Origin of the sequence: Ralstonia psammae (assembly GCF_958405935.1) — a bacterium.
Lineage (GTDB): Bacteria > Pseudomonadota > Gammaproteobacteria > Burkholderiales > Burkholderiaceae > Ralstonia > Ralstonia psammae.
Map to the genome: position 1 here is coordinate 91,003 of NZ_CATZBU010000009.1, position 20,190 is coordinate 111,192.

Here is a 20,190-nt window from a genome sequence, read left to right on the forward strand (position 1 = left end):
TTCAATTTTACGCAAAATCGGCGCCAATCTACGGGTGATGTCGGCGTTTCTCCACTAAACATGCGCTGACGTGGCGACGGTCATATCGATATGGTGTAATGCGCGCATGTCGACTCCCCCGTCCGCCGTGGCCCCGCAAGCTCCCGCCGCCTCGCCTGTCTCGCCTTTCAAGACCGTTGCGCTGGTCGGCCGGTATTCGGCCGCCAACATCGCCGGCCCGCTCATGGAACTGGCGTCGTGCATTGCCGCGCGCGGGCATGACATTGTGTTCGAGCGCGAAACGGCGCTCAACATCGGCGTACAGGATTACCCTGCCTTGCCGCCCGAAGAGATGGCGCGCCACGCCGATGTGGCCGTCGTGCTCGGCGGCGACGGCACGCTGCTCGGCATCGGGCGCCACCTGGCAGGCGCCGGCGTCCCTGTGATCGGCGTCAACCACGGGCGGCTCGGCTTCATGACCGACATCCCGTTCGACGACGTGCACACCGTGCTGCCCGACATGTTGTCGGGCCGCTACGAAGCCGAAATCCGCACGCTGCTGCAGGCCCAGGTCGTGCGCGACGACGAGGTCATCTTCTCAGCCCTCGCCTTCAACGACGTGGTGGTCAACCGCTCGGGCACCTCGGGCATGGTGGAACTGGCCGTGTCGGTCGACGGCTTCTTCATGTACAACCAGCGTTCGGACGGCCTGATCGTTTCCACGCCCACGGGCTCGACGGCGTATGCGCTGTCCGCCGGCGGGCCGATCCTGCATCCGGCGCTTTCGGGTCTGGTGCTGGTGCCCATCGCGCCGCACGCGCTGTCGAACCGGCCGATCGTCATTCCGCAAGACGCGGAGGTGGTCATCCAGGTCACCAGCGGGCGCGATGCCAGCGTCAACTTCGATATGCAGTCGCTCACGTCCTTGCTCCCCGGCGACCGCATCGTGGTGCGCCGCTCGGAGCGCACGGTGCAGCTGCTGCACCCGATCGGCTACAACTACTACGCCACGCTGCGCAAGAAGCTGCACTGGCACGAGTACCCGACCGAAGATAACCGGCTCTAACACCTCTTCCATGCTGCGCAGCCTCACCATCCGCGATTTCGTCATCGTTCATGCGCTGGATCTCGATCTGGCCGACGGTTTTACCGTGTTCACGGGCGAGACCGGCGCGGGCAAATCCATCCTGATCGATGCACTCGCACTCACGCTGGGCGAGCGCGCCGATGCCGCCGTCGTCCGTGAAGGCGCGCCGCGCGCCGACATCACCGCCGAGTTCGACGTGCATCCGCATGTGTCCGCATGGCTCGAGGCGCACGAGCTGCACGACGACGAGGGCGTGATCCTGCTGCGCCGCACCGTCGATGCGGCCGGCCGCAGCAAAGCCTTCATCAACGGCGCGGCCGTCACGCTGGCGCAACTGCGCGAAGTGGGCGAGCAGCTGGTCGACATCCACGGCCAGCACGCACATCAATTGCTGCTCAAGACGGATGCGCAGCGCAGCCTGCTCGACGCCCACGCCGGCCTGGAAGGTGCCGTGCGCGTGGTCGGCGAACACTACCGGGAATGGCACGCCGTGGTGCGGCTGCGCGAAGCCGCCGAGCAGCAATCGCGCGAAGCCCAGCTCGAACGCGAGCGCATCGAATGGCAGGTCAACGAATTGCAGAAGCTTGGCCCGCAGCCTGGCGAGTGGGAAGAGGTACAGGCCGAGCACCACCGGCTGTCGCACGCGGCCAGCCTGATCGAGGGCACGCGCGCGGCGCTGGATGGCCTGTCCGAGTCGGAAGGCGCGGTGCTCACGCAACTGGGCGCGACGCTCCATACGCTGCGTGAACTGGCCGAGATCGACCCCGCGCTGGCCGATGTGCTGGCCGCGCTGGAGCCGGCCGAGGTGCAGATCCAGGAAGCCGTGCACACGCTCGCCCGCTACGCCGATCGCGCAGAGCTGGACCCGGACCGGCTGGCAGAAGTCGACGCGCGCATGCAGGCGCTGCACACCATGGCGCGCAAATACCGCGTGGCCCCCGAAACGCTGCCTGCCGAACTGGCTGAACGCCAGGCGCAATTGGCGGCACTGCAAGCCGCATCCGACCTTGATGCGCTGCAGGCGCAGGAAGCGCAAACCCACGCCGCCTACATGACGGTCGCGCAAGCGCTGTCGCGCGCCCGCGCCAAGGCCGCGCGCGAGCTGGCCGACGCTGTGACCGGTGCCATGCAAGGCCTCTCGATGGCCGGCGGGCGCTTCGACATCGCGCTGCACGCGTTGGAACACGGCAGCGCAGCGGGGCTGGAGCAAGTCGAATTCCTCGTCGCCGGGCATGCGGGGGTATCGCCGCGGCCTTTGGCGAAAGTCGCCTCGGGCGGCGAGCTGGCGCGGATCAGCCTGGCCATCTCGGTGATTGCCAGCGAGGCGAGCCCGACCCCCACGCTCATCTTCGACGAAGTGGACTCCGGCATCGGCGGTGCGGTGGCAGAAGTCGTGGGCCGACGCCTGCGAGAACTCGGCATGCGCCGCCAGGTGTTGTGCGTCACTCACCTGCCGCAAGTGGCCGCGCTCGCCAATCACCACATTCAGGTCGCCAAGCAGACGGTGGCCGGCAGCACGCGGTCCGACCTCGTGGTGCTGGACGCCACGGGCCGCGTTGATGAGATTGCCCGCATGCTGGGCGGCGCGTCGCTCACCGACACCACGCGCCGCCATGCGGACGAGATGCTCGCCGCGGGCCGCGCGCAATCGGCACCGGAATCCTCGGCGCGGAAATCCCGCCGCGTGGCACAGTGATCGCCTATACCGGAACCATTGCTGCCATGGTTGGCACGAAGGTTCCGGCTGCACGCGCCACAGACACCCCCTACCGAATCCAAGGAGAACCTCATGGCCCGCATGGCCCGCATTGCGCAATCGGCTGCCCGCCCCCGATCCCTGCTGTCGTCCGCCAAGCCTTCGCTGGCGGTGGCCCTCGGCCTGTGCCTGCTGGCCGCGTGCAAGTCCGTGCCGGCCATTGATCCGGGCAAGCCGCCTGCCATGGACCCAGCCTCGTCCAACACCCAGCCGCCGGCGTCCGTGTCGGCTGCGCACAGTCTGGGCGACGTCATCATCGGCCTGAGCACGCCGACCACGTCATCCGCCACCGTGCAAGGCGTGCTGGATGCTGCAGGCGCCCGCGCGACGCCGCGCCTGGCCTTCGCGGTGGTTCGGCCGATGTCGGGTGGATTCTGGGTGGTGCGCGCCAGCTCGGGCGATGCATCGGCCACGCTGGAAGGCGCGGTGGCAGCGTTGCGCGGCACCCCGGGCATCGCTTCGGCCGATCCGGATCGCGTCATGAAGATCCAACGCTGAAAGACCGCAACACCACTCCACACTGTGAAGGATGGGGTGCCGTCTGGCGTCCGGTTTCGGGCGCCACCTACCCTCGCCAAGCCCGTATGCTGCTTCGGCTGCAGCGCACAGAGCGGCTTTTCCGTTCGCAAACGTGATCTTCCTGCACCACCACATCAGGCGGGCGAGTCGCGTGCTACCTTTGGTTCTGTGTAACGGTCTGTCAACGATCACATCCTGACGACGTTTCTCATTACAACAAGACACCACGGAGCACGCGCTGATGACCCCCTCCCTCTTCCGGTTGAAGTCTTGGCTCCGCGCAGGCGCCGGCCTTGCCTGCCTTGCCTGGGTGATGGGCAGCCAAGCCGCCGCAGCTGCCACGCCGCAGCCGCAATACACTGGTGACCTGATCATCAAATGGCGCGACGACACGAGCGGCACACGCAAGACGCTCTCGGCCAGCGAGGCAAGCAACCGCTTGCTGTCGGTGGCGCAAGCGGCGGGCAGCACGCTGCAGGTCAAGCGCACGCTGGGCACCAACGCGCAACTCATGCACACCGGCCTGACCGATGCCGCCAGCATCCAGGCTACCGTGGACAAGATCGCGCAGGACGCCCGCGTCGCCTATGTGGTGCCTGATCGCATCCTGCGGCCCAACACCATTCCGAACGATCCGCTGTTCGCCACGCAGAACAACCTGGCCGCGCCGGCGCTGGTGCCGGGCGGCATCAACGCGGCCTCGGCGTGGAGCATCACGCAGGGCTCGGCGAACATCGTGGTGGCGGTGGTCGATACCGGCTACACCGATCACCCCGATCTGTCGGGCAAGATCCTGCCGGGATACAACTTCATCTCGGACCCGGCGCGTGCGGGTAACTCCTTCGGCCGTGGAACGGACGCGCATGACCTGGGCGATGGCGTAACGAGCACGGATGTAGCAAACATTTCGGGCTGCACCAGCAGCGACATCGCCAATAGCAGCTGGCATGGCACCGAGGTCAGCAGCGTGCTCGCCGCCCAGACAAACAATGCGGTCGATATCGCAGGGGTCGGCTGGAACACGCCCATCGTGCCGGTACGCGTGTCGGGCAAATGCGGCGCGTTGCTGTCCGACACGGTAGACGGCATGTTGTGGGCGGGCGGCATCAATGTATCCGGCGTGCCGACCAACGCCAACCCGGCGCGTGTGGTGAACGTGAGCCTGGGCAGCACAACGCAGTGCTCTGCGGCAGAACAGGATGCGGTGAACCAACTGGCCGCACGCGGCGCCATCGTGGTGGCGGCCGCCGGCAATGAAGCCGCGCAGACCGTTGACGCGCCGGCCAATTGCACAGGCGCCATCGCCGTCACCGCACACGTCGACAGCGGCGAGAATGCCAGCTACGCGAACGTGGGGCCGCAGGTGGCGCTGTCCGCGCCCGGGGGTGGCTGCGGCAACTCGAAGGTCGTTACGAGTACAAGTCCGGCGACTTGTGCTGAACCCGTTTCCGTTATCCGGGCCGACTCCAACGACGGCACGCAGAGCGTCGGCAACCCCACGGTCAAGTCGGTGGCAGGTACGAGCTTCTCGACGCCGGAAACAGCCGGCACCATCGCGCTGATGCTGAGCGTGCAACCACAGTTGTCGAACGCGCAGGTATTGGCTGGCCTGAAGCAGACCGCGCGCCCGCATCCGAGCGGCACGTTTTGCGCCGTGAACACCGGTATCTGCGGCGCGGGCCTGCTGGATACCGCCGGTGCCGTCAGTTATGCCCAGAACACGGCCCCGGCCGGCACGGGCAGTGGCACGACGGGGTCTGGCGGATCGACGGGCAGTACCAGCAGCGGCGGTGGTGGCGGGGGCGGTGGTGCCGTGCCGCTGGCCGGCGCAGCCGTGCTGCTGGCGCTGGGGCTCGCATGCCGACGCAAGCGCGCATTGCCGCATTGAGTTGCCTTTGGCTTGAACAAGACCGCCTCCCATGTGGAGGCGGTTTTCATTTGCGCCAGCTCCTTTGCATACCCCTTCCGGCCGCAGGTACTAGGGTTTATACCTAATACGATCTACGCCACGCTGTCTCAATCCTTTTGGACAATGCAAACGCAAGCTTTGCAATTCCTTACAAAAAATAGGACTGCTCTGATGAAGACGATGGTTCCCGGGGGTGTAGTGCAGGCGCTGGTGGCGCTTGGGCTGGTGTCATATCACGTTGCGCCAGCACTGGCCGTGGAGAAATCCACCACGTTCAATACGCAGCTGCAATGGGTGACGCAGCTGGTCGTGAAAGAGAAAAGCACGGCATTGAAGACGCAAACGGTTGCAACAGACGGCGCGGCCACACGCGCAGACGTGGCAACCGTGCAACGCTGGTCGGCGGCAGCACAGTTGCCGATGATATACAAGCGCCCGATGTCGGGCGGGGCACACGTACTGACGCTGCCCAACGTCATGACGCTGGAAGACGCCCAGACCGTCGCGCAGCGCATGGAAGCCAGCGGCGAGTTCGAATATGTGTCGCCCGACCGCATCATGCGGCCGATGGCGCTGGCCACCGATCCGCTGTTCGGTCAGCAATGGAACCTGCTGCCGCCGAGCGCCAGTGCGCCCGGCGGCGCCAACGTGACGGCCGCGTGGGATACCACCACCGGCGTCAATACCGTAGGCATTGGCATTGTCGATACCGGCATCCGCGCAGACCATGCCGACTTTGCCGGGCTGAACTTCGGCACGGGCCGCAACTTCGTCAGCAGCACCGCCATGACCGGCAGCTCGGACCCGAAAACGGGCAACACGATCCCTTCCGGATTCGTCAACAACGGCGCCAACAACACGCTCACGAATACCGACCCGTCCGACCCGGGCGATTGGGTAACCAGCAGCGACGCCGCCTCCTACCCGACGTTCTGCGGCAGCACGGCAAACAGCAGCTGGCATGGCACTTTCGTCGCCGGCCAGATCGGGGCGCAGCGCAACAACGGCATCGGCATCGCGGGCATTGCCCCGCGCGTGCGCGTGCAAATGGCGCGGGCGATGGGCAAGTGCGGCGGCTCGACCTCCGACATCATGGATGCCGTGACGTGGCTGTCGGGCGGCTCGGTGCCGGGCGTCACCAACAACCCGACGCCGGTCAAGGTCATCAACATGAGCCTGGGCGGCTCCGGGAGCTGCTCGACGGTGGAGCAGAACAGCATTACCGCAGCGCGTGCGTTGGGCGTGACGATTGTGGTGGCCACCGGCAACGAGGCGGGCCCCGTGGATGCGCCCGCCAACTGTACGGGCACCATCGCCGTGACAGCCCATTCGCAGGAAGGCGATAACGCGTTCTACGCCAATGTCGGCACGCAAACGGTGATCAGTGCGCCTGGCGGTGGTTCGGGCACGGTCATTCCCGGCTCCGGCAGCAAAATTGTGTCGCTGTCCAACACCGGGACGATGTCGCCGGTGGCTTCGCCCACGGGCGACGCCTATGCCCAGGACATCGGCACGTCGATGGCTACGCCGCATGTGGCTGCCACCGCAGCGCTGATGCTGTCGGTTCAGCCTGCACTCACCCCAGACAACATCACGGCGATCATCAGGCAATCGGCACGACCGTTCGTGGCTGGCACTTACTGTGCAACACACGCGGGCGTTTGCGGAGCGGGGACGCTGGACGCCGGTGCAGCCGTCGCGCAGGCACAAGGTTCGCCGACCGTGCACGCGGCAGCATCGGCCTCGACCGTGACCGCCAACACGGCAGTTACGCTGACGTCCGTAGGCGGCCCCGGCTACAACAAGACGACCAGCAGCACCGTCTGGGCCCAGACCGCTGGAACCCCCGTCACCTTGACAACGACTGGCCCCGACGCCAACGGCGTCAGCACGGCCACGTTCACGCCGGGCGTTGCAGGCGTGTACAGCTTCAGCGTGACGTTGACGAACAGCTCGGGCGCTACGGCCTCCGATACGGCGAGTGTGACTGCCACGGCGGCCGCAACATCGGGCTCGGGTACGAGTACGACCACGGGTAGCAGTACTGCGACTAATAGCAGCAGCGGCGGCGGCGGCGAGCTTCCGCTGTGGCTGGCCGGCATGCTCATGGCTGCCGGGCTGGCCAGCTGGAAACGGCGTCCGCTTTCGCGTTGATACCGGTCTGCGCTTCACGAAACCGCCTCCCGTGTGAGGCGGTTTTTTTATGGCTCGACGCCGACGTGCGCCCGCGTCCGGCAGAAATTGCCAGCGCCATACCTGCCTCGGCTAGCGATATTAGGGTTTTTACTTAAAACCAACGAACAGTCGCGGCATGGAAATCCTTCAGGAAAATGCCTTGGCAAATTTCTCAATTCATCACAAAAACAATCGGGGCAGTTCGCATGAAGACAGCAGTCTCAGGGGGTGTGGCTCGCGCGCTGGTAGCGCTCGGGCTGGTGTCGTATCACGCGGTGCCGGCGTTGGCGGTGGGCAGAACCGCCACGCCAGCACCGCAGTTGCAATGGGTGACGCAGCTCATCGTCAAAGAGAAAAATGGCGGGCTGAAGACGCAATCGGTTGCGGCCGGAGCGCCTGTTGCGCGCGCGGACGTTGCGACGGTGCAACGATGGTCGGTCGCCGCACAACTGCCGGTGACCTACAAGCGCGCGATGTCAGGCGGCGCACACGTGGTTACGCTGCCGAGCACGATGTCGGTTGCCGACGCGCAGACGGTGGCCCAGCGGATGGAAGCCAGCGGCCAGTTCGAGTACGTGTCGCCGGACCGCATCATGCGCCCGACCTCGGTGCCCAATGATCCGATGTTCGCGAACCAGTGGAGCCTGTGGCCGAGCACCGTTGTCGCCAACGGCCCCGCTACCCCGGCTGTCGGCGGAGCCAACATCACAACCGCGTGGGATTCGACCAAGGGCGCCAGTACGGTCAATGTCGCCGTCATCGATACGGGTCTGTTGGCCAATCACGAGGACTTCGTGGGTGCCAATATCCGCCCCGGCTACGACTTCATCAGCAACGATGTCTACAACGCGATGCCCGACCCGGCCAGCCACAAGACGGTGCCGCTGGGCTTTGTTGAAAACGACCCGCTGGACACGCCGGCCGGCCGCGACACCAACCCGACCGACCCAGGCGACTGGGTGACCAGCCAAAACGCCACCGACTATCCAACCTATTGCGGCAGCGCTTCCGACAGCAGCTGGCACGGCACCTTCGTCACAGGCCAGATCGTCGCGCAACACAACTCGGTGGGCATTGCCGGCATTGCGCCCAACGTGACGATTCAGATGGCCCGAGCCCTCGGCAAGTGCGGCGGTGTCACGTCGGACATCATGGATGCCCTGGCGTGGGTGACCGGCGCGAGCGGTGTACCTGGGGCGAGCGGCACGGCCCTGCTGCCGAATTCGCCCATGGCGCAGGTGGTCAACATGAGTCTGGGCGGCCAAGGCGCATGCTCCAGTGCAGAACAATCCGTCATCAGCGCGGCCCGTGCCCGTGGCGCCACCATCGTGGTGGCGACCGGCAACGACGGTCTCAATACGATCGGCTCGCCGGCAAACTGCAAGGGCGTCATTGCAGTGACAGCGCATACGGTCGACGGCGACCTCGCCGTTTACGCCAACGTGGGCACCGGTACGACGCTCAGCGCCCCCGGAGGCGGCCCGGGTGCGATCATCAATACGGGCAGCGGTGGTGCCGTCAGCAGCAGGCAGATTGTGTCGTTGTCCAATCAGAGCCTCACCACACCGGACACAGGCACGAGCTACTACACCACCAAGATGGGCACGTCGATGGCCACACCGCACGTGGCTGCTGTTGCTGCGCTGTTGCTGTCCCACAAGCCCACGCTGAGCGTGGACGATATTCAGGCGATCCTGACCCAATCGGCGCGCGCATTCCCGGCCGGTACGTTCTGCACGCAGAACCCCGGCATCTGTGGGGCCGGTATGCTGGATGCCGGAGCCGCCATCGCGCTGTCGGTCGGCACGCCAACGGTCAGCGTGTCGAGTTCGGCCAGCACCATTGTGGCCAACAACGCTGTCACGCTCACGGCCGTGGTTGGCGCGGGCTTTGGCAATACGCTGTCCGGCGGGGGCGTCCAGTGGGCTCAGACCAGCGGCCCGGGCGTGACTCCCACGGTGGTCGGCCCGGACAGCAACGGCAACACCACCGCCACATTCACGCCGAGCGCGGCAGGCACCTACAGCTTCACGGTCACGGTGACGAATAATCTGGGCGGCACGGCCTCGGCCTCGACTTCCGTCACGGTGACGGCGCCGCCGACGACCACCCCTGGCACCGGCACGGGCACCCTGCCCTTCAGCGGTGGCACCAGCGGCACGGGTTCCCTGAACCAGAGCGGCGGCGGCGGCGCTCTCCCCCTGTGGCTGGCCGGCCTGCTACTCGCCGGCGGCATGCTCACCTTCGGCCGTCGCAAGGCCTGATCGCGCAATCACGCAATCACGTAAACGCAAAACGGACACCCTGGCCCCGCCAGCGTGTCCGTTCTTCACTGCATCGGCATGTGACTGCTCCGCCGATCAGCCCTGCGCCTGTCTCCTGCCTTGGGCGCGCCATTCCCCCAGCACCCAGATCAGCAATCCGCTCGCCGCGCCAAAAGCATGCGCGATGCGTACCACGCCGAACCCCCAGTGCGGATCGTAGGCGATGGGCGACAGCCACGATTGTTCGAGCCACACCTTCACCAGCACGCCCACGCACAACGCCACGCCGATCCAGCGTGAGAAGCGCTCCTCCGCCCCGTCCGTGGACGGTTTCAGCAGCCGCAGCCCGCCCCATGCCGCCAGGCCATGCAGCGCGCCAGAGAGCCCGCCATACCACTGCACCGTCGGCTGACTGAGCAGGGCGATCTGCACGAGCACCCCGCACACCACCAGCGCCCCAACGACGGCTTGCGGCCGCAACACGCGCGCCAGCAGCAGAACCAGCCCTGCCGCCGCCATTGCATCCGCCAACCAATGCCACGTGTCCAGATGCACCCACATGGCGGTAGCGATGCGCCACCACTGCCCTGCGCGCACGGCGTCGCGTTGATACAGCCCGACCGCGTATAGCCACGGCACGAACGAAAACGCCGCCGACAGCGCCGCCACACCCGCGCATGCCCCCCACGTGTGCAACGCGTGCCGCTGCGCCCTCATTGCGCGGGCCCGAAGACCTGCTCCCACAACGCGCGCACGTGGGCGGCCTCGTGCGCGCAGGTGCCCACCGGTACGCGCGCGGCGGATTGCCCATCGAGCCGCAACTTGTGCTGGCGGGCCCGGAAATCACGGTAGGCATCTGCCACCTGCGCAGCCGCCGTCGCATCAATCAACCCCAGTTCGCCGGCCATGTGCAGCAGTGCGATGTTGCCCTTGTTGCGGGTCAGTTCAGCATGCGCCGCGCTGTGCAGGAGCACCAGGAACTGCACGGTAAATTCGATATCGACCATGCCGCCGCGATCGTGCTTGAGATCAAACAGCCCGGTCGGGTTCGCGTGGCCTTCCGCCACACGCTCACGCATCGCCACGATCTCGTCGCGCAGCGGGCCGGGTTCGCGCTCCTGGCGCAACACGGCGGTGCGCAGCGCCTCGAAGCGCTCGCCGATTTCCGCATCGCCCGCGCAAAAGCGTGCACGCGTGAGCGCCTGGTGCTCCCACACCCACGCAGCGTTGTCGCCCTCGCGCATCTGATAGCGACGGAAGGCTTCGAAGTGCGTGACCATCAAACCCGCGGCGCCGTTCGGGCGCAAACGCGTATCCACGTCGAAGAGCGTGCCCGCTGCGGTATGGCTCGTCAGCCACGTGATGAGCTTGCGCGCGAATGCCGCGTAGACATCGGGCGCGCGTTCGTCATCGTCGTCGTACAGGAAGATGATGTCGAGGTCCGACGCATAGCCGAGTTCCTTGCCGCCGAGCCGCCCGTAGGCAACCACGGCAAAGCGCGGTACCTCCCGGTGGCGCGTGGCGACCTGCTGCCAGACGGTTTCGAGCGTGAGGTCCAGCACGGCATCGGCCAGGTCGGAAAGCCGATCACTGATGTGCTCGACGCTCAGCATGCCCTGCAGGTCCTGCAGCAACACGCGGAAGGTTTCCGCATGGTGCTCCTGGCGCAGGATGTCCATCTGCATCTCGACGTGGTCGGACGCGGCCTGCAGGCGGTCTCGCACGCGCGTCCTGAACGCGGGCCAATCGGGCTCGGCCGACAGCGCTTCCACGTCGAGCAGCTCATCGAGCAGTTGTGGATGGCGCGTGAGGTAGTCCGCCGCCCAGCGCGACGCATGCAGCGTGTGGGCCACGCGCTCCATGGCCTGCGGGTATTCGCTCAGCAGCGACAGGTAAGACGAACGCCGGCTGATCGCATCAAAGAAATCGAGAAAGCGCGCGATGGTGACATCGGCATCGCTCTGCCGCGATGCCTGGTCAATCGCGCGGTTGATCAGCAGGTCGAAACGCTGGCGGCTGACTTCGGACAACGCGCGGTAACGCGGCGAATTGCGGGTCGCACGCAGGCGCTCCAGCACGCTGTCGGGGTTGGCATAGCCAAGTTCGGCGAGCTGTACGCGGGCGGTTTCCGTGTGCTCGTCGTCGAGCAGGTCTGCGTGCCAGACGGCCGCGCACGGCGGCTGGGTGTCCTGCTTATCTGAGAAGGTCTGCTCGAAATGCTGTGCGACTTCGTCCTGATACGCCTCAAGCGCCGTGACCAGCGCCGCATAATCGTCAAAGCCCATCATGCGTGCCACGCGCAGCTGGTCTTCCGGCGAGCCCGGCAGGTTGTGCGTCTGCGCGTCTTCGATGTACTGAAGGCGGTGTTCAAGCTGGCGCAGGAAGCGATAGGCCTCGGTCAGGCGCGCCACCGCTTCGGCCTCGATCAGGCCGCGCTCAGACGCCGCGCGCAGCACCTCCAGCGTGGGCCGCACGCGCAGCCCGAAATCTTGCCCGCCACGGATGAGTTGAAACACCTGCGCGACGAATTCGATCTCGCGAATGCCGCCGCGCCCGAGCTTGATGTTGGGCGAGCGCGCCTGCACGTGGCCCTCGCTGTCGCGCTGTTGGTTGGCACCGTGGCTGCGCTTGGCTGCTTCGTTGCGGATCTGCGCATGCAGCGCGCGAATGGCGGAGATCACGCCGTAATCGAGATAGCGCCGGAAGACGAACGGACCCGTCACGCGATCCAACTGTTGAATCACCCGGGTCGCATGCGGGCTGGTCGGGTCGGTGATCACGCGGCCCTTGATCCAGGCGTAGCGCTCCCACTCGCGGCCCTGCACAACGAAGTACTCTTCCAGCATGCCCAGGCTGCACGCCAGCGGCCCCGCGTCACCGTTCGGGCGCAGGCGCATGTCGACGCGGAAGACGTAGCCGTCCTCTGTCACATCGGCCAGCGCGTTGATCAGCCGCCGGCCAAGCTTCGTGAAATATTCATGATTGGAGAGCGGTCGCGGGCCACCCTGGGTGTCGCCGTCATCGTCGTAAAGGAAGATCAGGTCAATGTCGGACGAGACGTTCAGCTCGCGCCCACCCAGCTTGCCCATGCCGACCACCACCAGTTCCTGCACCTCGCCAGAGGATTGCCCGATCGGCTGGCCGTGCAGCGCGCCCAGTTCCCGGCCGATCACGGAAATGGCCGTGCGCACGGCAAACTCGGCCAGGTCGGTCATCGTGCCCGTCACCTCATCGAGCGTCGCGGCGCCAGACAGGTCGCGCTCAGCCAGCGCGCCGAAAACTTCATTGCGCAGCAGACGCAAGGCACGCTTGAGCGCGGCCTCGACCTCCACGGCTTTGGTGTCGAACAGCTCGGTAAAGCGCTCCGACAGCCACGCCACGTCAATCGGACAGCCTGCGCCGGCCTGCACGCGCTCGGCCCAGCCTTCGCGCGCGTGCGCCTGGCGCTGGAGGTAGCGCGAATACGCAAGCGCAAAGGGCAACGCAGCAGCGGGAGCTTCCGGCGCGCGGGCCGGAGCTTGCAGAAATGGCTGTGCGGACAAGGCAGAATCAGTCATGCGAACCCATCGAGCATTGGCGGAAGCATCCATTCTCGCTGAAATGCGTGCCGACACACGCAGGGCAATCCGTGATCACCAACGTCACGGGCACTGGGCGTGCTTGCCAGTGTTTGCCGCTGGGCAGGTGCGACGCCCCACCCCCAAATGTGGCGCCGCCTCCTGAATATCGGATAATCCGCATCATGCCTCGCCCGTCCCAGCCCCCAGAATCGCCGAAGTCCGATGGTGGACACGCCAGCACCCTGTCCACACGCGGGGTGGGCCGGCCCACGGCCTGGGCGTGGTTGGGACGACTCGTCAGCCGGGTCGGCGCTGGCATCGGGGCAGTTGTCCGCGCCCCGATCTGGCGCAAGCTGTGGCGCGTGCTCTGGAAGACAGTGGCGGCGCTGGTCGTCCTGGCCGTCGTCGGCATGCTGGCGGTGCGCTTCATCCTGTGGCCGCGCGCGAGCCTGGCGCGCGCGTGGATGGAACGCGAGGCGTCCAGCGCACTGCACGCCACGGTCGGCATCGGCTCGCTTGAGACCTACTGGGAGGGCTGGCACCCGGCCTTCCGCGCCCAGCGCATCGACGCGCACGACACTACCGGCCACCGCACCTTCGCGGTACAGGACGTGCAGGCGCGGCTGTCCTGGCGCTCGTTGCTGCGCATGCAGATCACCTTTGCCGCACTGCACGCCAGCCAGGCCGACGTGCTGGTACGGCGCGATACACAGGGCGCCCTGCTCGTCGCCGGCATGCCGCTCGGCCCAGACACCGGCGGCGACAGCGATTTCCTCGACCAGTTGCTCTCCCAGGGCGATATCGATTTCCAGCAAGGCGCCGTCCGCTGGCTCGATGAGCAGCAGAAGCTGCCTGAAGTGGCGCTGGGCAACGTGCGCGTGCAGCTCCGCAGCGGCCCGACCCGCCACCGGCTGGAGGCCAGCGGCACCTCTGCCACGCTGTTCAACGGCCCCATCAAACTGCACGCCGATTTCCGTCACGATCTGCTCGCCCGCCCCGGCGACTGGCGCCATTGGCATGGCCAAGCCTCCTGGCAGGTCGATACGCTGCAGTTGGCTTCTGTGCAGCGCTACGTGCCCGTGCTGGCCGCCGCCAAAAGCGGCACGCTCACGTCCGACGGCTCGGTGGAGTTTGCCGACGGTGTGTTCACGCGCAGCCAGGCACGGCTGACGGGGCAGCAGCTTGATCTGCAGGTCCGCAAGGATCTGGACCCGCTGCAACTGCGCAGCCTCCAGGCGCTGGCCTCGCATCAGCGCAATGCGCGCGGCGAGCACACCTTGCGCGTCGACACGCTGCTCTGGCAACCGCTGAACCCGCCCGCCCAACCGCCGTCGGTGCCCGAACTGGCAGGCCCCGGCATTCAGACGCCGGCCAACCCCGCGGGCACGCCCCGCGGCTTGCGCAATGTCACCGTGGGGTGGGCGCTCGACGCGCGCGATGCCCTGCGCAGCCTGCAAGTCAAAGCCACGACACTGGATCTGGCGGACCTGCGCAACATCGCCACCGCGCTGCCGCTGCCCACCGGTGTGCTCGAGCCGCTGCGTACCAAGCAACCGTCCGGCCGTATCGACGATCTCGACATCAACTGGCAGCGCGATGTCTCCCGCTGGCGACCGAATACGCCAGCGCCGGTGCACTTCACGGGCCGCGCCACGATGCGCCAGGTGTCGTTCGGCCCCGGCCCGCTGCCCGCGGTACCGCCAGGCCAGCACCCCGAGCCGGCCGTGCCCGGCGTTGAAAACATTTCCGGCAACGCCGTCTTCTCCAACGACAAGGGCACGCTGCGCATCGAGTCCAACGACACCGCCCTGCTGCTGCCCGGCACCTTTGCCGACGCCCGCGTGCCGCTGGACCGGCTACAGGGCACGCTCAACTGGACGTATCGCAAGCAGGAACTGGTCGTCACAAGTGACAACCTTGCGTTCTCCAACGACGACCTGTCGGCGCGCATCACGGGCAGCTATCGTCACGCGCCAGACACCAGCCATCTGGGCACCATCGACCTGAAGGGCACGCTGGACCGCGCCAACGTTCCGCGGGTGCCGCGCTACCTGCCGCTGTCGATCGGGCAGCATCTGCGCGACTATCTGGGCGGCGCGCTGCAAGCCGGCACGGCCAATAACGTCGGTTTCGCACTGGCAGGCGATCTGCACGACTTCCCGTTCCGTCCGCCGCACAAAGGCGTCTTCCGCGTGGAAGTGCCGATCCAGGACGTCACGTACCAATCGGCGCCGGCCGGAACCGCACACAACCCGCCGGGCCAAGTGCCCACGCACCCGGCTGACTGGCCGGCATTCACCAACATCGACGGCACGGTGATCTTCGATCGGGCCTCCCTCGCGTTCAAGGTGGCGCACGCCAAGGTGATGGGCGTGAATCTGCAAGACGTGAACGGCAGCCTGCCCGACATGGGCGATCACAACCCGCTGCTCACCATCGACGGCCGCGGCGACGGGGCCACGCAAAGCTTCCTGCAATACGTCGAGGCCAGCCCCATCGGCCAGTGGATCGGGCACTTCACCAAGGACGCGCGCGCCCAGGGCAACGCCACGCTGGCGCTCAAGCTGGACCTGCCGCTACATGAGATGCATTCGACGCGCGCCCAGGGCAGCGTCACGTTCCTGCGCAATGACGTCACGCTCGTTCCGCAGGCGCCGCCGCTCACCGATGTCAACGGCGCGCTGACTTTCACGCAAAAAGGCATCGGTTTCGACAACCTGCGTGCGCGCTTTGCCGGCGGCGAAATTCGCCCCACGGGCGGCACCGCGCCGGACGGCACGATCCGCATCCAGGTGGCGGGCACCGCGTCGGCGCAAGGGCTGCGTGATACGGCGCCGGAGGGCAGCCCTGTGGCAGCGGTCGCCCGCTCGCTGGATGGCAGCGCCCCGTACAGCGCAACGATCAGCGTCAAGCAACATCGCCCCCTCATCCAGGTGCAGTCCGACCTCACGCCGATGACGGTGCGTCTGCCGGCACCGCTCAACAAGGCCGCCGGGCAGCCGTTGCCGGTGCGTTTCGAGATGCAGCCGCTGGCTTCCAACAACGCCATCGACGAAATCGTTTTGCAGATCGGCAATATCGTCAGCGCACGCTACGAACAACGCAGCACGGGCAACGGCGTCGAGGTGCTGCGAGGCGGCATCGGCGTTCGGCAGCCGGTGCCGCAACCGCAGGAAGGCGTGCAGGCCAGCCTGGCGCTGGATCAGTTGGACATCGATGCCTGGCGCCATGTCTTTGCCGCCCCCACCGCCGAAATGAGTGCCGGCCAGATCGCTGCCGAACATACGGCCAATGGCGCCAACGCCTCCGACAGCCACAGCGCGTACCTGCCCAGCCGCCTGAGCGCCCGTGCGCAAACGCTGCGCATCCTGGGCCGCGATTTCAACGCCGTGCGCATCGATGCCACGCGCGATGGCCCCAACTGGCAATCGACCATCGATTCGCGCGAAATTGCAGGCAGCGCGCGCTGGCACGCCGAAAGCGCCGCCGTGCCCTTCGGCGAACTGACCATGCGCCTGTCGCGCATGAGCATCCCAGACGCGAAGGAAGAGACCGCACTCACCGAATCGCTGGCCAGCAGCTCGCAGGAAATTCCATCGCTCGACCTCGTCGCCGACAAGTTCGACCTGCGCGGCAAGGCGCTCGGCAAGCTGGAGATCAAGGCGCGCAGCCAGATCACCGACGGAGCGCCCGTGTGGACGCTCGAAACGCTGAAGATCGAGCAGCCAGCCGCCACGCTCACCGCACACGGTACGTGGCGCATCCCGCGGCGCCTGCGCGGCGGCGGCGATGACCCCGAGCGCCGGACGCTGCTCGACTTCAACCTCGACCTGCGCGACACCGGTGACCTGCTGCAGAAGATGGGCTTCGCCAAGGTGATCGACGGTGCCAAGGGCAAGCTCGAAGGCCGCGTGGTCTGGCGCGGCTCGCCCATGTCGATCGACTACCCAACGCTCAACGGCCGCATGGCACTGAACCTGGAGCGCGGCCAGTTCCTGCCGGTCGATCCGGGCTTGGCCAAGCTGGCCGGTGTGCTGAGCCTGCAGGGGCTGCTGCATTTCGCCACCGACTTGCGCAGCGCCACCGGGCGCGGCACGCCGTTCGAGAACGTGGCCGCCACCGGCACCATCGCCAGCGGCGTTGCCCACACCGACGATTTCAGCGTCAAAGGCCCGCAGTTCCAGGTGGCCATGCAGGGCTCGGCCAACATCCTCGATGAAACGCAAGACCTGCGCGTAAAGGTCACGCCCAAGGTGGATGCCACGTCGGCCTCGCTGGCAGCGGCGTTCATCAATCCGGCCATCGGGCTGGGGACGCTCGCCGCGCAGCTGGTTCTGGGCGATCAGCTGTCGAAGGCATTTGTCACGCAATACCACGTAACCGGTAGCTGGGCCGATCCGAAGATCGAGAAAGTCGCGTCCAACAGCAATTCGGGCAGCCAATCGCAAACCTCGGCAAAATAGGCCCCATGACTTCGACCATCGTTGCTCCAGCCCCCGTCGCATCCGGCATGGATGCGCCTTTCGATGCACCTTTTCGCGTCGCTGCCATCCAGACGGTCACGGCCATCGATGTGGACGCCAACTTGGCGCGCGCCGACGCCCTGCTTGCCGAAGCGGCCGCCCAAGGCGCGCAACTCGCGCTGCTGCCTGAGTACTTCTGCATGATGGGCCGCAAGGACACCGACAAAGTCGCCATCCGCGAGAGCGACCCAGACGGCCCGATCCAGACCTTCCTCGCCGATGCCGCGCGCCGCCATAAGCTGTGGCTTGTCGGCGGCACGTTGCCCATGTGGTCCGAAGACGAACAGCGCGTGCGCAATACGTCGCTCGCATTCAACCCGGCAGGGTTGCGCGTCGCGCGCTACGACAAGATCCACCTGTTCAACTTCGTACGCGGCGAAGAGCGCTACGACGAAGCCCGTACCATCGAGCCCGGCGCCACGCCGGTCGCCTTCGATGCGCCGTGCGGCCGCGTGGGCATGTCGGTGTGTTACGACCTGCGCTTTCCGGAGCTGTACCGAGCGCTGTCGTCGCAGGGCAACCTGAACTTGATTCTGATGCCGGCGGCCTTCACCTACGTGACGGGCGCCGCGCACTGGGAAATCCTGCTGCGCGCCCGCGCAATCGAGAACCAGTGTTACGTGCTCGCCGCCGCTCAGGGCGGGCGCCATGAAAACGGCCGCCGCACATGGGGCCATTCCATGCTGGTCGACCCGTGGGGCGAGGTCATCGCCTCCGTGCCCGAGGGCGAAGGCGTTGCCATCGGCGACATGGACCCCGTCCGCATCGCACAAGTGCGCCGGGACCTGCCAGCGCTCAGGCACCGCGTGATGTAAGCCAATCGAATTTTTTTGCGAGAACCGACCATGAACGCAGGCGACATCGCCATCCAGAATCTGTCCATCGCGCGCCGCGTGCTGCTCGATCCGTACGGCCTTGATGAAGCGCACCTGCAGCGCGCGCTGGCCGACATCTTCACGCACCGCGTGAACTATGCCGACCTCTACTTCCAGTACACCCGCAACGAGGCGTGGAGCCTGGAAGAAGGCATCGTCAAGTCCGGCAGCTTCAGCATCGACCAGGGTGTGGGCGTGCGCGCCGTCTCGGGCGACCGCACCGCGTTTGCCTACTCCGACGACATCAGCCTGCCCGCGCTGATGCAGGCCGCCGGTGCCACGCGCACGATCGGCAAAGCCGGTGCCGGCCGCGTGAAGGTCGCCAGCAGCCTGGCGAGCACCCCGGGCAGCCACTCGCTCTATGCGCCGAACGACCCGCTCGATTCGATGACCGCCTCCGAAAAGGTTGCCCTGCTTGAGCGGATCGAAAAGCTCGCCCGCGCCAAAGACCCACGCGTGGTGCAAGTGATGGCCGGCCTGGCCGGTGAATACGACGTGATGCTGGTCGCACGCAGCGACGGCGTGATCGCCGCGGATGTGCGCCCGCTGGTGCGCATCTCCGTCACCGTCATTGCCGAGCAGAACGGGCGCCGCGAAATGGGCAGCTCTGGCGGCGGCGGCCGCTATGCCTATGGCTATTTCACCGACGAACTGCTGCGCAAATACGTGGACGAGGCAGTCTCCTCTGCGCTCGTCAACCTGGAAGCCAAGCCGGCACCGGCCGGCACGATGACCGTGGTGCTTGGCCCGGGCTGGCCCGGCGTGCTGCTGCACGAGGCCATCGGGCACGGCCTGGAAGGCGACTTCAACCGCAAGGGCTCCTCGGCGTTCTCTGGCCGCATGGGCGAGCGCGTGGCCGCCAAGGGCGTCACCGTGGTGGATGACGGCACGCTGGCAAACCGCCGGGGCTCGCTCAACCTCGACGACGAGGGCAACCCCACGCAGTGCAACACGCTCATCGAAGACGGCATTCTCACCGGCTACATGCAGGACACGCTCAACGCGCGCCTGATGAAGATGCCCGTGACCGGCAACGCCCGCCGCGAGAGCTACGCCGCCCTGCCGATGCCGCGCATGACCAACACGTACATGCTCGGCGGCGACAAGGACCCGCAGGAGATCATCGCCAGCGTCAAGAAGGGGCTGTATGCGGTCAACTTCGGCGGCGGCCAGGTCGACATCACCAACGGCAAGTTCGTGTTCTCGGCCAGCGAGGCCTACCTGATCGAAGACGGCAAGATCACCACCCCGGTCAAGGGCGCGACGCTGGTCGGCAGCGGCCCGGAATCGCTCAAGCACGTGACCATGATCGGCAACGACATGCGCCTCGATTCGGGTATCGGCGTGTGCGGCAAGGAGGGCCAGAGCGTGCCGGTGGGCGTCGGTCAGCCGACCCTGCGCATGGAGAACATGACGGTTGGCGGCACGGCTTGATTGCCCCGAAACCGTCGTTTTGACGCCGCAGGCCCGGAAAATCCGCGCTTGCGGCCCTCAAAAAAAGGGTTTATAAAGACGGTTCGATTGGTGCGGCGCAGTAGTTTCA

11 protein-coding genes are annotated in these 20,190 nt (G+C 66.6%); 9 read left to right on the top strand and 2 right to left on the bottom strand.

Annotation, left to right across the window (positions count from 1 at the left end):
* The first annotated feature begins 106 nt into the window (after positions 1-106).
* The 6 genes from R2N16_RS17720 (at position 107) to mprA (R2N16_RS17745) (ending at position 9,689) form a co-directional block, all read left to right on the top strand.
* Positions 107-1,045: an NAD kinase gene (locus R2N16_RS17720; RefSeq protein WP_316667105.1), complete on the top strand. Its 939-nt coding sequence runs from the start codon at positions 107-109 to the stop codon at positions 1,043-1,045.
* A gap of 10 nt (positions 1,046-1,055) precedes the next feature.
* A complete protein-coding gene (recN, locus tag R2N16_RS17725) occupies positions 1,056-2,762 on the top strand; it encodes a DNA repair protein RecN (protein ID WP_316667107.1) in 1,707 nt (568 codons plus the stop codon).
* 93 nt (positions 2,763-2,855) lie between these two features.
* Positions 2,856-3,320, top strand: a complete 465-nt coding sequence (locus tag R2N16_RS17730; protein ID WP_316667108.1) for a hypothetical protein — start codon at positions 2,856-2,858, stop codon at positions 3,318-3,320.
* A gap of 262 nt (positions 3,321-3,582) precedes the next feature.
* Positions 3,583-5,229, top strand: a complete 1,647-nt coding sequence (gene mprA / locus R2N16_RS17735; protein ID WP_316667109.1) for an MprA protease, GlyGly-CTERM protein-sorting domain-containing form — start codon at positions 3,583-3,585, stop codon at positions 5,227-5,229.
* A gap of 192 nt (positions 5,230-5,421) precedes the next feature.
* On the top strand, positions 5,422-7,404 hold the full coding sequence (gene mprA, locus R2N16_RS17740) for an MprA protease, GlyGly-CTERM protein-sorting domain-containing form (RefSeq protein WP_316667110.1): 1,983 nt from the start codon (positions 5,422-5,424) through the stop codon (positions 7,402-7,404).
* Between the two features lie 227 nt (positions 7,405-7,631).
* Positions 7,632-9,689: an MprA protease, GlyGly-CTERM protein-sorting domain-containing form gene (mprA, locus tag R2N16_RS17745; RefSeq protein WP_316667111.1), complete on the top strand. Its 2,058-nt coding sequence runs from the start codon at positions 7,632-7,634 to the stop codon at positions 9,687-9,689.
* Positions 9,690-9,785: 96 nt separating this feature from the next.
* Here the strand turns inward: mprA (R2N16_RS17745) and rrtA are convergent, their stop codons facing one another.
* Positions 9,786-10,406, bottom strand: a complete 621-nt coding sequence (gene rrtA / locus R2N16_RS17750; protein WP_316667112.1) for a rhombosortase — start codon at positions 10,404-10,406, stop codon at positions 9,786-9,788.
* Entirely contained in the window at positions 10,403-13,246 is a 2,844-nt protein-coding gene (gene glnE, locus R2N16_RS17755; RefSeq protein ID WP_316667113.1) for a bifunctional [glutamate--ammonia ligase]-adenylyl-L-tyrosine phosphorylase/[glutamate--ammonia-ligase] adenylyltransferase, read from the bottom strand. Before glnE ends, rrtA begins: the two co-directional genes overlap by 4 nt.
* A 185-nt stretch (positions 13,247-13,431) precedes the next feature.
* Between glnE and R2N16_RS17760 the strand changes: the two genes are divergently transcribed.
* From R2N16_RS17760 to tldD, 3 genes are read left to right on the top strand one after another with little or no spacing between them, the layout of a single operon-like run.
* Positions 13,432-17,712, top strand: coding sequence for a YhdP family protein (locus tag R2N16_RS17760; RefSeq protein ID WP_316667114.1), 4,281 nt, complete (start codon positions 13,432-13,434; stop codon positions 17,710-17,712).
* A 5-nt stretch (positions 17,713-17,717) separates the two neighbouring features.
* Positions 17,718-18,587: a carbon-nitrogen hydrolase family protein gene (locus tag R2N16_RS17765; RefSeq protein ID WP_316667115.1), complete on the top strand. Its 870-nt coding sequence runs from the start codon at positions 17,718-17,720 to the stop codon at positions 18,585-18,587.
* 30 nt (positions 18,588-18,617) lie between these two features.
* A complete protein-coding gene (tldD, locus tag R2N16_RS17770; RefSeq protein ID WP_316667117.1) occupies positions 18,618-20,081 on the top strand; it encodes a metalloprotease TldD in 1,464 nt (487 codons plus the stop codon).
* Positions 20,082-20,190: the final 109 nt, after the last annotated feature.

What these genes read in the sequence shown, in the direction of transcription:
- R2N16_RS17765 (WP_316667115.1), top strand. Translation starts at nt 17,718, where the DNA reads ATGACTTCGACCATCGTTGCTCCAGCCCCCGTCGCATCCGGCATGGAT.
- R2N16_RS17760 (WP_316667114.1), top strand. Translation starts at nt 13,432, where the DNA reads ATGCCTCGCCCGTCCCAGCCCCCAGAATCGCCGAAGTCCGATGGTGGA.
- mprA (WP_316667109.1), top strand. Translation starts at nt 3,583, where the DNA reads ATGACCCCCTCCCTCTTCCGGTTGAAGTCTTGGCTCCGCGCAGGCGCC.
- recN (WP_316667107.1), top strand. Translation starts at nt 1,056, where the DNA reads ATGCTGCGCAGCCTCACCATCCGCGATTTCGTCATCGTTCATGCGCTG.
- tldD (WP_316667117.1), top strand. Translation starts at nt 18,618, where the DNA reads ATGAACGCAGGCGACATCGCCATCCAGAATCTGTCCATCGCGCGCCGC.
- R2N16_RS17730 (WP_316667108.1), top strand. Translation starts at nt 2,856, where the DNA reads ATGGCCCGCATGGCCCGCATTGCGCAATCGGCTGCCCGCCCCCGATCC.
- glnE (WP_316667113.1), bottom strand. Translation starts at nt 13,246, where the DNA reads ATGACTGATTCTGCCTTGTCCGCACAGCCATTTCTGCAAGCTCCGGCC.
- rrtA (WP_316667112.1), bottom strand. Translation starts at nt 10,406, where the DNA reads ATGAGGGCGCAGCGGCACGCGTTGCACACGTGGGGGGCATGCGCGGGT.
- mprA (WP_316667110.1), top strand. Translation starts at nt 5,422, where the DNA reads ATGAAGACGATGGTTCCCGGGGGTGTAGTGCAGGCGCTGGTGGCGCTT.
- mprA (WP_316667111.1), top strand. Translation starts at nt 7,632, where the DNA reads ATGAAGACAGCAGTCTCAGGGGGTGTGGCTCGCGCGCTGGTAGCGCTC.
- R2N16_RS17720 (WP_316667105.1), top strand. Translation starts at nt 107, where the DNA reads ATGTCGACTCCCCCGTCCGCCGTGGCCCCGCAAGCTCCCGCCGCCTCG.